This is a genomic window from Peribacillus sp. NPDC006672 (assembly GCF_050274955.1).
Lineage (GTDB): Bacteria > Bacillota > Bacilli > Bacillales > DSM-1321 > Peribacillus.
The window spans coordinates 46,723-59,933 of record NZ_JBNNOR010000014.1; the positions used below are offsets into that span (position 1 = coordinate 46,723).

Here is a 13,211-nt window from a genome sequence, read left to right on the forward strand (position 1 = left end):
AGGGTTGCTGCGGCAGCCCTTTTCATGTTCGGACTTAAAAATTACAGTCCTAAAATGTATACAAACCCATCCAATAACATAAAAGACCATAGAAATGAACTTGAAGGACTAATCGGTAAAAACATTGAAGAAATATGGGTGGCCTGGGAACAAGATGAAGATAAATGGTTTAATGATTGTCCCATCGTTATCCGTTTTGAAAATTGCCAATTAGAATTATGTGCAAACAAAGCTGATGAATACGCTGTTACGTTGGATAAAATCCTTGTGACCAGGACCTTTGTTGGTATGAAACAAACGCAACGGATTATTTTTATTTATATGGTATTGGGCTTCACTTGAACGATGGGTATCTCGCCATATGTAATGGATTTGATGAAAATTCACTAATCACTAAAAGAGAAGAAGGCCCAATATACAGGCATACGCTTATCTGACATATATCAATTTTTTCTAAGCTATGACGAATGGAAAACGATCAGGGCAGTCTAGTTAATGACATCAGGATACGTTTCCGCCAAAGCTTAGCGTGAGATACCTGCGATGTTATTACTTCTTAAGCTAGAATGCTAAAATTAAGAAGAAAAGGAGACATTGACAATGACAAATTCAAAGGAAAATTGGAGGACTTGCGAAAAGGGACACAAATACTATAAATCCAGCGACTGTCCGACCTGCCCTGTGTGTGAGAAAGAACGCAAACCTGACACCGGATTTCTTTCATTGCTCTCGGCACCAGCCAGACGTGCATTGGAAAACAACGGGATAACCTCTTTGCAACAGTTATCAACATATAGTGAAAAAGAGATTTTGAAATTTCACGGTATGGGACCAGCTTCTTTGCCTAAACTTAGGGCTGCTTTGGAGACAGGTGGGTTATCATTCAAAGATTAATCACCTGGAATGATTAATCTTGCAAGAATGCCTTTTATACCTGCTGGATCCATCCATTCAATTTATTTCTCAAGTGACAGGGGGCTTTACGTCACTAAGGGATTAGGAACATCTTTTTTATGGTCATCATCCTTGTTAAACTGAAAGTAACTCTAAAAAGTGAGGTAACGAAAAGCATGAGTTCCTATACTCCCTATTTTAAATTCAATCGAAAAAAGTGGGCATCTTTGCGAAACCATACCCCTCTTCCTTTAACTGAAGAAGAATTGGATGACTTAAAAGGAATAAATGAAGAAATATCTATTCAGGAAGTAGAAGAGATTTATTTGCCTTTGACTCGTTTAATTAATTTATATGTCGAAGCTTCTCAGCAACTTAACACTGCTACTTCTTCATTTCTAAAAACAAATGCTAAAAAGGTACCCTATATCATTGGAATTGCAGGGAGTGTTGCTGTAGGAAAGAGTACGACAGCAAGGTTACTTCAGACATTATTATCTAGATGGGATAATCATAGAAACGTAGGTCTGGTCACAACAGATGGTTTTTTGTATTCAAATGATTCTTTAGAAGAAAAAGGATTGATGAAAAGAAAGGGGTTTCCTGAAAGTTATGATACTCAGAAATTAATTAATCTTATCGGTGATGTAAAAGCAGGGAAAAATAAAGTGGAAGTACCAATTTACTCACATTTAACGTACGATATTTTGTCAAATGAAGTACAAACTATCTGTAATCCAGATATTTTAATAGTGGAAGGTGTTAATGTTCTTCAAGTTAACAAAGAAAATCAAGTATTCGTCAGTGACTTTTTTGATTTTTCACTCTATGTTGATGCAAACGAAGTTGACATAGAAAGGTGGTATGTTGAAAGGTTTCTTCTGCTTCAAAAAACTGCATTTCAACGTCCCGAATCCTATTTTCACCGCTATACTAACTTGTCTAAAAAAAATGCTATTGAAAAAGCGACTCAAATTTGGGAAGAAATCAATTTGAAAAATTTACATGAAAATATACTGCCGACAAAAGGACGGGCCAATCTAGTTTTAAAAAAAGGATCAGATCATAAAGTTGAAAATATCTATTTACGAAAATGATATATGGCCATTAATGAGGGATTAAAAATGAGGTAAGATTTTAATACTTTTAAATATAACCTCCCTGTTTCCAAATTGTATAAAAGGAAGTAGGGAGGGTTTGTTTAGTTAGTTTATTTGAATTATGAATTTCTTACTATGAGCTTAGAATGTTATAGATCCACAATTTCTTTATATTATTTATTTGAACTAACCTAGGTTCTGTATTTGTTTTGAAGTCAAGGAGGGTGATGGAACAATGTCTGTAAAGTTGTATCATTTAAGCAGAAAAGTACATAAATGGTCAGGATTAATTTTATCTGTTTTTTTTATGTTTATAGCAGTCACAGGCCTCTTGCTTGTTTATATGATACCACTGGGAGTGGCTGATGAGTTAAGGACGGGAAAAGAGGCGAGTCCAAGTCAATCGATACCCATGGATAGGGTCGTTTCCATTGCTACATCTCAAGGGCTTCCAAATGTAGACTCGGTTGAAGATATATTTAGAATTGAATATAGACCAAGTGCAAATGTTTACCAGGTTCGCTTTAATAACAGTCAAAGTGTTCAAATCGATGCGAGTACTGGAAAAGTATTATCTACAAACCCGGATTACTCAACTTTCCTCATTACTTTACATGATGGATCCTTCTTTGGTAATTGGTATAGATACAGTATCCTTACAATAACAGGTCTATCTTTAATAATGCTGTCATTTTCAGGGTATTATATGTTTGGCTTTCCCCTTTATAAGCGTCTGATGGCGAAAAAAAGGCAATAGATTTGAAGGTTTAATCGTATGAAAAAGCTTTTCCATTCAATCTAACCATGCCTACTCACCTTGCTTGAGTAGGAATTGGAACATATCATGCTGTAAGAGTAACTGGCAATATATTAGAAGATGGAAAAGCCTACAATACAATTTCGGTTCAAAATTCACCTATCAATATATGACAGTAAGCAAAGATGCTGAAGGTGACCGTGCGCATTTTTATTGGATTTGGCCAAATATGATGATTAACGTTTATCCAGGAGACGGGAATGTGAATCCATTCAAGTGATTTCTATTGATGCAGAGACGTCGCTAGGTGTTTGATTACTCCCTCAATGAAAAAACAACAAAAGAAAAAGAAGAATATTTTAAATTTGTTGATCAAGTACGACAGGAAGATTTTGAGCTGGTGGAAAAATTACAAATGCCTTTTTAAATCTTCCACTAACATGGTCAGGATTGTTTGGGTAAAAATGGTATAATTTATTAATGTAATTTAATTGAAAGGAGGTCGTATCATATGCCAATCTGTCAGCACTGTGGCTATATAAGCTAAGTAACAAGGATGAACCGATGTGGAAGTCTTTCAAGTAACGGGTGCTTTAGCTTTTTGCAACGATCGAGGCACTTAGTTCATGAGAAACTAACTTTTTTAAGCTTTGGAAAAGGATATAATATTTGAAAAATGCATAACAAGGAGAAATACTAATGAGCCTTTGTTTTATTGGGGGAGGAAACCCTTTAGCTGGGGAACTTGATGAAGTAATGAATTATTTATCAAATCACGTTGAAGCAGGAAATAAAATCTTAATAATTCCTTTCGCTACGAAGGATTCAAAACTTGATAGATGGTTTAATTCTGCAAAAAAATCATTTGGGGATATAGGAATAGAGCATATTAAACTACTCGACTATCGACTCACAAATCAAGAAATGCAAAATGAAATAAAAGACCATAATGTTCTTTATTTTACAGGCGGAAGACCAGAGAAGTTAATGGAAAGTTTGATTGCAAAAGAATTGATACAAGCTATTAAAGATTTCTCGGGCTTAATGGTGGGTGTTAGTGCTGGGGCGTTAGTTTTTTGTAGAGATTGTATTATCACAAAAGATGAAGATTATCCCGAAACACAAGTAATAAAAGGTTTAGGGTTAGTAGATTTTAGTGTAGAAGTTCACTATGATGGAACCGTTGATGAAGAATTATTTCCTTTATCATACAATAGGGATATATACGCTATTCCAAATGGTAGTGCAATATATTGGGATAAAGAAGTAGTTACACCTATTCACAATGTGTCGTTTTTTAGAAAAAGAAATAAAAGAATTTATGGTGAAAATTAACTAACAGGTGCTTTAGTTGATTAAGAAACACAAAAAATGTTTAATTTTTTATATAAGAATAAACCGTGAATTTTCATAATATTGTAAAATGTGCATTTTTATATCATATGCTTTCCAAAGGAGAGTGTAACTTGTGCGCGAAATAATGTCGTACCGTTTATAAAAAGAAAAACCGAAATGATTTTGATTTCGGTTTTTCTTATTGAACTAAAGGGGAGTTTAAGAGTGCTGTTTGATCATTGATCAACAATTAGGCCAAATTTGTGAAACAACAACTTTTTAAAAATTGATCACTGTGTAACAAGATAATTTTCTTGAAAAAATATGTAAAAAAATTTATTATCTGGTTGATTTTCCCTGCAATTAGACATATCATGATGATATATCACTTTGATATGTGAGAGGGGTTATAAATGTTGTCTATTGAACATTCTATTCTTGCTATTTTGAGTTTTTATCCAAGTACCGGATACGATATTAAATCTGAGTTTGAGCATAAAGCAGCCGGCTTATATTGGGGGATGAGTTATGGAAGTATTTATCCTAAACTAAAAAAGTTTGAAGAAGAGGGTTTTATTTATCCTATCGAACAAGATGAAGAGGGACGTAAAAAGAAACTTTATGAACTTACTCCAAAGGGGTGGGAAGAATTTGAAGATTGGCTTCGGCTTCCCCCGAGCTATCCAAATATTAGAGATGAATTATTAATGAAGATGTCCACATGGCATGAAGATATAGAAAGCTCAATATTAATCAGTCATCTTCTAAAAAGAAAAGAAACAACTGAGGATTTACTTGAATTTGTTAAAGATTGGCCCGAAAACGGTGTTTCTTACATCAGTAATTTTGGTATGCTAGCAATTCGCCATGCCGAAATACAATTAGAAGCTGAGTTGATGTGGATTGAAGAATCGATAAATGCCTTGGAAAAAAATCAACTCCCAAAAGGACAGGATCCAAATGGGAATACAGAAAAATTTCTAGAAAGGCGAAGAAAAGCAATCCAAGAAGAAAAGGGGAAATAACAGATGAAAGCTGGCATATTTAAGCCTGTTAGATTCCGTGCATTTCGTTCATTATTTGGTGCACAGCTATTTTCAGACCTTGGTAATTGGCTTGATTTTATTGCTTTGCAGGTTATTGTTGCTTACAATTGGGGGCTAGATGAAACAGCCATTGCAGCAGTAATCATTGTATTAGGACTACCTTGGGTCATTATAGGTCCTTTTGCAAGTGTCTTTGTGGATCGACTTCCCAAAAAGCAAATAATGGTTATTTGTTTATTTTTAAGAATCTTGATTGTAGCAGGACTATTCTTTGCTCCTAATCTTTATATCCTTTTAATATTTGTGTTTTTGAAGGGAACAGTCGCAGCAATTTATGATTCCGCAAGACAAAGTATACTCAGGTACACGATACCTGATAACCACCTTCCTCAGGCAGTAACACTTAGCCAGCTTTCTACAAATACAATGAAAATTATTGGCCCTGCACTTGGTGGGGGCATCATAGCTTTTTTTGGTGCAAAAAGCCCTTTTTTATTTGAAGCTGTCTTTTTTTTCATTGCAATGGTATTTTTATTAACTCTTCCCAAACTAGATGAAAAAGAAATGAATGCCGAGAATAAATCAAAAACTAAAAATAGTGATAGTGGTTATTATTGGGGAGAACTTTCAGATGGTATCAAGCACATTTTATATACCCCTTTATTAAAAATTTCAGTGATTTTTTCCTCAGTAGCGTTTTTTATCATTTTCCTATACGATGGACTATTGGTATTTATCGCTCAGAATCTAGGCTTTAATGAAGGCAATTTTGGACTACTGGTAAGTGCGATAGGACTTGGAAGCGTAGTAGGTTCGCTTCTATTAGGGAATTGGATAAATTGGAAAAACAAACCGTTACATCTAATGTCATGTTCATCTATTATTAGTGGTTCTTTAATAATTGTTATGGGGTTTGGTATTATGGGGATTGTAAATCTTCCTTATTGGGGCTGGATGATTGGCGCCTTTTTCCTTGGTTTTATTAGCTCTGGTGAGTCTGTCCCTTATGGTTTTATTTTACAGTCCGAGACGCCTAAGCAAATTATGGGGAGAGTATCTGCTGTGGCCACATCTTTACAAACATTTTCTATGCTTATTGCACCAGCTGCGGGATCTCTTCTTGCCAAATGGCTTGGCGTTTCAATCGTCTTGATGGGAGCAGGAGGGGCAACCTGCTTATTGGGTGCACTTGTCCTCATCTTTATCGTGAGAAGAATTAACGTTCAAAAAGATATTAAGGAAAAACAATTCCAAGCTTAAAAAGTTACATGATGATACAATCTGCTTTTGAAACATGAATGTTGAAGTTGGGATGAGATTTTTAGCAACTTTAATTTATTGGTCAAAAAAAATAAAGCAAGTTGAAATATGTATGTTTGAACTCTAGATTTTATTCCACGATCGTGAGCGATTCTGAATCGCTTTTAGTTATTGTAGGCATGGAGCCAACCGGTCACTACTGGTTAAATCTAGCTCATCTACTAAAAAAGAATAATATTAAGTTCGTATCTGTCAATCTACTACATGTTAAACAAAGTAAAGAATAAGACGGGGAAAACTTGCCTTTAACTTGGGATTTTTTAAGAATCTCCAGCATTCTACTGGAGATTCTTAAGATTATTTATTAAACTTCTCCGGAAACTGCTTCACAACTCCAGCAGAGATAGCATCTGCCATTAGGATTATATGTGTGACCCCTTCATCAATCGCAACGATTCTTGCACCCCAATCTTTTGCCAAGCTTGCAGATAAGTCATTTGTCACCAATTTTAGATGTTTATAAAGCGCAATTTTTTAGATCTTTATTTTTTAAATAAGGGTTGGCACTGCTAAGGAACGCCGCTATATCATCAGCATTTCTATACCATTCTTTGTTTAGCTGATTCACCAAGGCTTCCTTTCCGGTTTTAGCAGCATCTACAATCTTGCCGGCAATAACGATATGTTCCTTAAGCAAATCCGTAAGTTTGTTCCCAGCCTCCTCTCCGTATACACCCTTCACAGTATTACCAATATCCTCTTGATTTTTCAGAAGTCTGGACAATACTTGCTTTTGGTCTTCTGCTCCTGCTGTTGTTGCACTTGTAATATAATTACTTGTCCACAATACATGATCCATCCAAAGTCTCCTGAATTCAGTTTGAAACTTTACCTCAGTTTGGCTTATATTTTCTGGTGTTGTAGTGACGGCACTAATTGATCCAGCCAGCATGTATAAAATAAACCCCATAAATAATATTTTTTTCATGAAAACGCTCCTTCCAAATTAAATAAGTACCCTGATTAGTATTTGGTTTCTTAGGAAGAGGATACTTATATTGCAATATGAGGATGGGCTTCAATATCTTTTTGAAAATAAAAAATACCGAAACATTAAAGTACATTTCTAATAAATTATTGGTTTATGGTGAAAATTCTTAAGATAACGGGGGAAGAACCCTTATGATGAAGGTCGCTAAACTATCGAGGGCTAGAACAAGCAAAAGTGTTTTTTTGTATACGGCAGGGAGCGATTGTGGTCAGAAAGTATAGCCACTCAAACCCCTTTAGAAATAACAATGTGGAAAAATGGGTTTTTAATTCAAGAATAAGTATTGTAAAAAAGATGGATCCATTAAGTAAAAAAGTCTTCATTTAAAGTAACGATGCTTCGAATGCTGATTTTCAACAGTCCAAATTAAGTAGTTCATTTTCAATAGAAATGAAGTCGGGAAATTAAAACAATTACGACAAGCTAATAAAAACAGCGAATATCCTCTTTGCTTCTTAATAATTTGATAAGTACTAAAAAATCACAACCCTCATAAAGGTATTTATGGAAAGTAAATGAAGAATATTATCCAATATGCTTCCATGATTATTAAAGGGTAATTACTGTTTTATTTCAATTTCAATAAAACACCTTTAAACATTCAGATTTATTATAGTATGACTATATAGAATTTTACTATCAATTAAGGAGAGGTATATGAAAAGGTTTTTCTTTGTCTTCATTTTGGCTTTAATCCCCTTCGCCACTACGACTGTAAGTGCAGAATCCGACTTACCTCTCATTAGTGAAGCTGGGATCATTATTGATGCGAAAAGTGGGAAGGTATTATACGAAAAAAATATAAATAAAAAAATGTATCCAGCAAGTCTAACAAAAGTTGCTACTGCTATATATGCTATAGAGCACGGGGATCAGAATGAATTAGTGACTGTTAGCAAAAAAGCAGCTGAGGCAGACGGCTCTTCGGTATTTATTGAACCAGGGGAGAAAATAGAGCTTTCCAAATTAATTGCAGGAATGTTAATCAACTCCGGAAATGATGCAGCTATCGCAATTGCCGAGCATATGTCTGGAAGTGAAAAATTGTTCATGGAGGATTTGAATGAGTTTTTAAGAAAAGAAGTAAAAGTCACTGATACTCATTTTACGAACCCCCATGGATTGTTTGACAAAAACCATGTAACTACAGCCAGTGACCTTGCTAAAATCACACAATATGCAATGAAAAATGAAATTTTCCGTAAAGATTTTGGGAAGAAGGATTTACCATGGGAAGTGGAAACATGGGACACAACTCTAGTTACCCATCATAAAATTTTAAAAGGCGAACTACCCTATAAGGGAATAACCGGTGGGAAAACCGGTTTCGTTAGTAAAGCGGGCTACACTCTTATTTCTACTGCTACTAGAGGAGAACAGGAATTGATTGCGGTCACTCTTAAAGCTCCTTCAGACAAGGAAGCCTACTCTGATACTGAGCTTCTATTCAATTATGGCTTTGAAAATTTTAAATCAGCCAAAATTGATAAAAAAAGCATACTTTATTCAGCAGATCACTCTAAATCCTACAAGCTGAACGAAGACTTATACTATACTCATTTAATTAGTGATGAACCTAGCCTAAAAACCAGTAATGATGGAATTCTCTCAATCATGAACCAAGATGGGAGCACCATAGAAGCCTATGACCTTAAAACGGTCGCTGATGTTAGGAACACAGAAGTGCCTGCCTTGTTTAAAAAAGAAGCAATCAGTGAGGAAGCTAAAATTTTCTGTTTCATCTCTAGGAAGGGGAGGCTGTGTCATTCTTATCACTCTGATAACGGTTTTCCTATTTAGTGGCTGATTTTAGGGAAAAGTATAAGCAACAACGCCCCTAATTGCCAATCGATGAGGTTCTTTAGTAACGAGTTCTATAATCACTTCGTTTTTCTGCTTTTCTGGTGGCTTTAATTACAAACCCTTAATTAGAGTGAGATACTTGTAAACCAGAGCGTAATCTTTGGTCAACTTGGCGTGAAAAAAACTAATAAAAGCAGATAAATGTGTAATGTATGGGATTATTTGTGATATCATAAGTTTACAAAATTTAACTTCCTATTGGAGGAGACCTAATTGTTATTTGTTGGAATCGCCATTTTGATTGTTCTAGTTATTGCTACGAGCACGATAGAGAAGAGTTTAAAATCTATTGAAAAGCAAAATGAAATTGTGATAAAACTCTTGGAAGACATACAAAGAAAATAAACAATTAATCATTGCCTATTAACGATTAAGTAAACTTTTAAAAAATAATGTAAAATAGGTGTGGAAAACAGATATTGTAATCTTCCAGAGTGTTAAACGTATTTCCTTTTTCTTTGCTAGAAACAAAATATAGTTGATTTAACCTATTCGGATTTTCTTTTTTTAAAAGAATAATCCAAATAAATATTTCAAGGTCATGTTTTGATTGCTTTCTTCAAAACATGACCTTTTATTTATTCATTTATCTATGAATTTGATCAAACTTTATTTCAAAGCTAGGCCCGAAGGAAGAGGATTACCAAAGGGATATTTAACAAATTACTGTTCTTTTAAGCTGGTTATAGAAACACTTTGTTTTTTATTTGGTTCATCAAGGGAATGGATTGTAGCTATTCCATTTTGTTTATCCACGTGCTCAATGTAGATACTTTCCTCATTATAGGTCACATTTGTCATAATTGGCGAAGAAGCAATTTCTTCTGCTCGTTGTGCGTTCATTTTAGCCACCTCCTTTAGATTTGCAACAGTTATAATATTTGTTCCAAATTACTTAGATATACTTGTTGTAATTGAAATGCTTCCAAGAATCCTTTAGACTTTACTGAACTAACGGGTGCGTGAGTGGATCAAACTTTGTTTCAAAGCTACACGAAGAGGATATAACATAAAAGAGACAGCCATATTAATTAGCTGTCTTTTTTATTTAAAAGGTTCCAATATTAGCGAATAGATTAATGCCATCAGCAGATAATATGAGCAAAGGAGTGAAATATATGCCACAAGACAATACTGATCCATTTAATAAAGCAGGGAACCTTGATACACGTTGAGACCCAACTAATTATCCTACTGAAAATAATGATGGTAAGGATTTCCCTATTAAGGATACCTGAATAGGGAAAAAGTGGGGTTATGTGGAAAGGTAAGCCGGTAATAAAGAATAGTTTATTCAAACTGTTCTTAACTACTTCCTATCTCCTATGAAAAATGTCATAATAATAAAGATGAAATTTTTTGGAGAGTGCTTATGATTTGGTTATTCTTATCTTTACTGGGTTTAATATTTATTGTTTTAGCAATCTTTTATTTTGTATATGAAGCTAAAACATATGATAATAAATCATTAAGTACTATTTCATTTATATTTGATTTCATTTTTTCAATAGGCAGTGGAGCAATTTTAATAGGGTTACTTCTCATTATCATTGGAATTGTTATGGCTGAAGGTTCCTAAATAATTTTGGCTCTTTTCAATTGCTTATATCCGCCCATTTTGTTTCCAATTTTTATTTCGGATTGTACTATAATTTTATGTTCTCATTTGGACCTAAAATTTGTATAATTAGAAGAGCGCCGGAAAACAACCGGATAGCAAGGCAAGGGTTTCGCAATAAGATAAGGTGAAATTCCTGCTTGAAATTACGTAGGGAACGTGTTTGAATCCCGTCAAAGGCTCACTTTTGCTATGGTGCAATTTGTGTCAGGCCTTAATTATATAGGCTTTATTCTTCATTAAGAAGGATCGCCATGCCTCACAGAACTAAGGGGGCAGTTTAGTTTAAGTGCATTTCTTCATATAAACTATATAATAGCAATATAGTTTATTCTATTAATTATTGTAATACACTATGATATGGTTATAACGAGGCAGAAAAGGTTTGTGACTGGGTCGCGCCTTGGCTTGACGCCTAAACAGGAGCATCTACATCCTTTCTGCAAATATAAGGAGTAAGGAAGGTTATCATGAGCAACAGTGAAACTAAAACAGAAGTCATCTTAATTGGCGCCGGTATTATGAGTGCGACGTTGGGGACATTCCTGAAAGAGTTAGTGCCGGAATGGGAAATCAAAGTGTTTGAGAAGCTTGAAGACGCAGGGGTGGAAAGCTCTAACGAGTGGAATAATGCGGGAACAGGGCATGCTGCACTGTGTGAGCTTAACTACACAACTGAAAAACCGGACGGATCTATAGATATTAGCAAAGCTATTAAAATTAATGAGCAGTTTCAGCTTTCAACGCAGTTTTGGTCTTATCTTGTAAACAGCAAGCTGATAAAAAATCCTCAGGATTTTATCATGCCATTACCTCATATGAGTATGGTGTTAGGGGATGAGAATGTAACCTTCTTAAAGAAGCGCTTTGAAGCGCTTTCAAAAAATCCTCTTTTCAAAGGGATGGAGTTTTCTGATGACCCGGAAAAACTGATGGAATGGATTCCGCTTATTATGCAAGATCGCCTTTCTAATGAAGCTATAGCGGCAACCAAAATCGACTCTGGAACGGATGTAAACTTTGGTGCTTTAACACGCATGTTGTTTGACCACTTAAAGACTAAAAACGTCGATATAAAATATAAACATAGTGTTGATAACCTTAAAGCTACTAGCGATGGCTCATGGGAATTAAAAGTGCGTAATGTCGATAGCGGAAACGTAGAACGCCATACTGCAAAATTTGTCTTTATCGGAGGCGGGGGCGGAAGCCTGCATTTACTGCAAAAATCTGGTATTCCTGAAGGGAAGCACATTGGCGGTTTCCCAGTAAGCGGATTTTTCATGGTATGTAATAATCCAGAAGTAATTGAGCAGCATCAAGCAAAAGTATACGGAAAAGCTAAAGTTGGTGCTCCACCAATGTCTGTTCCGCATCTTGATACACGATATATCGACAATGAAAAATCGTTGTTATTTGGACCATTTGCCGGTTTCTCACCGAAGTTCTTAAAAACAGGTTCAATGTTCGATTTAATAACTTCCGTAAAACCGAATAATGTCTTAACAATGCTGGCGGCAGGTGCAAAAGAGATGTCATTGACAAAATACCTGATCCAGCAAGTTATGTTATCGAAAGAACAGCGAATGGAAGAGTTACGAGAGTTTATCCCGAACGCTAAGAGCGAGGATTGGGATTTAGTAATAGCTGGCCAACGTGTACAAGTTATCAAAGATACTCCTGAAGGCGGCAAAGGAACGCTTCAATTTGGTACGGAAGTTGTTAGTTCCGCTGATGGCTCGATTGCAGCATTACTAGGTGCTTCACCAGGTGCTTCCACTGCTGTTCACGTTATGCTAGAAGTAATGAAAAAATGCTTCCCGCAACATCTGAAAGAGTGGGAACCAAAAATCAAAGAAATGATTCCTTCTTATGGCGTGTCACTAATGGAAAATCCAGAGCTTCTGCAAGAAATTCATGCTTCAACAGCAGCGACGCTTGGTCTAAAAGAAAAAGAGCTAGCCCATAGTTAATTCTTTGGATGTAGAAACAAAGGTATGTTTAAATCTATGGTGAAGAGATTTAAAAGGCAAAGATTGAAATCACCAATAAAAAGTTTACTTAAGGAATTGAGTAAATAATAGAATGTAATTGGAATTAAAACACAGAACCTTTGATCCATTTTGGATTGAAGGTTCTTTGTTTTGTGAGTAATTTTCTTATTCAACTGATATGAACGAAACTGTCTACCCACACACCAAAATGTTCGCGGAAGAAGGTATTAGTAAATCTTTTGCCGAAAAAATAAAGAGATTGGTAACAAGTGCTTAAATACTTTCTAATAATT

At 35.1% G+C, this 13,211-nt stretch carries 11 protein-coding genes and 2 pseudogenes; 11 read left to right on the plus strand and 2 right to left on the minus strand.

All coding sequences use genetic code 11. The features are described from left to right. Positions 1-24: 24 nt before the first annotated feature. The 8 genes and pseudogenes from ACQKKK_RS20215 to ACQKKK_RS20250 all read left to right on the plus strand — a co-directional run. Complete coding sequence (locus ACQKKK_RS20215) at positions 25-342, plus strand: hypothetical protein (protein WP_427618558.1); 318 nt, start codon at positions 25-27, stop codon at positions 340-342. Positions 343-600: 258 nt separating this feature from the next. Then, positions 601-894 (plus strand): RNA polymerase alpha subunit C-terminal domain-containing protein, encoded by a 294-nt coding sequence (locus tag ACQKKK_RS20220; protein ID WP_427618560.1) that lies wholly within the window; start codon positions 601-603, stop codon positions 892-894. Between the two features lie 176 nt (positions 895-1,070). Further along, a complete protein-coding gene (gene coaA / locus ACQKKK_RS20225; RefSeq protein ID WP_427618693.1) occupies positions 1,071-1,991 on the plus strand; it encodes a type I pantothenate kinase in 921 nt (306 codons plus the stop codon). Between the two features lie 238 nt (positions 1,992-2,229). After that, positions 2,230-2,751 (plus strand): PepSY domain-containing protein, encoded by a 522-nt coding sequence (locus ACQKKK_RS20230; RefSeq protein ID WP_427618562.1) that lies wholly within the window; start codon positions 2,230-2,232, stop codon positions 2,749-2,751. 699 nt (positions 2,752-3,450) lie between these two features. Next, on the plus strand, positions 3,451-4,086 hold the full coding sequence (locus tag ACQKKK_RS20235; protein ID WP_427618563.1) for a Type 1 glutamine amidotransferase-like domain-containing protein: 636 nt from the start codon (positions 3,451-3,453) through the stop codon (positions 4,084-4,086). 413 nt (positions 4,087-4,499) lie between these two features. After that, positions 4,500-5,111: a PadR family transcriptional regulator gene (locus ACQKKK_RS20240; RefSeq protein WP_427618565.1), complete on the plus strand. Its 612-nt coding sequence runs from the start codon at positions 4,500-4,502 to the stop codon at positions 5,109-5,111. Positions 5,112-5,114: 3 nt separating this feature from the next. After that, positions 5,115-6,392 carry an MFS transporter gene (locus tag ACQKKK_RS20245; protein ID WP_427618567.1) on the plus strand — a complete coding sequence of 426 codons (1,278 nt, stop codon included), beginning with the start codon at positions 5,115-5,117 and terminating at the stop codon, positions 6,390-6,392. Positions 6,393-6,559: 167 nt separating this feature from the next. Beyond that, a pseudogene (locus ACQKKK_RS20250) lies at positions 6,560-6,676 on the plus strand (IS110 family transposase); the annotation flags it as partial. A 73-nt stretch (positions 6,677-6,749) separates the two neighbouring features. Here ACQKKK_RS20250 and ACQKKK_RS20255 read toward each other — a convergent pair. After that, positions 6,750-7,380 (minus strand): annotated as a pseudogene (locus ACQKKK_RS20255) (glycosyltransferase). A 720-nt stretch (positions 7,381-8,100) separates the two neighbouring features. On the opposite strand from ACQKKK_RS20255, the gene ACQKKK_RS20260 reads away from it, so the two are divergent. Continuing rightward, a complete protein-coding gene (locus ACQKKK_RS20260; protein ID WP_427618569.1) occupies positions 8,101-9,243 on the plus strand; it encodes a D-alanyl-D-alanine carboxypeptidase family protein in 1,143 nt (380 codons plus the stop codon). Between the two features lie 726 nt (positions 9,244-9,969). Here the strand turns inward: ACQKKK_RS20260 and ACQKKK_RS20265 are convergent. Then, a complete protein-coding gene (locus ACQKKK_RS20265; protein ID WP_427618571.1) occupies positions 9,970-10,149 on the minus strand; it encodes a small acid-soluble spore protein H in 180 nt (59 codons plus the stop codon). Positions 10,150-10,678: 529 nt separating this feature from the next. Here ACQKKK_RS20265 and ACQKKK_RS20270 point away from each other — a divergent pair. Together ACQKKK_RS20270 and ACQKKK_RS20275 are read left to right on the plus strand one after the other, a co-directional pair. Next, positions 10,679-10,885 (plus strand): hypothetical protein, encoded by a 207-nt coding sequence (locus tag ACQKKK_RS20270; protein WP_427618573.1) that lies wholly within the window; start codon positions 10,679-10,681, stop codon positions 10,883-10,885. A 509-nt stretch (positions 10,886-11,394) separates the two neighbouring features. Further along, positions 11,395-12,897, plus strand: coding sequence for a malate:quinone oxidoreductase (locus tag ACQKKK_RS20275; RefSeq protein ID WP_427618575.1), 1,503 nt, complete (start codon positions 11,395-11,397; stop codon positions 12,895-12,897). Positions 12,898-13,211 lie beyond the last annotated feature (314 nt).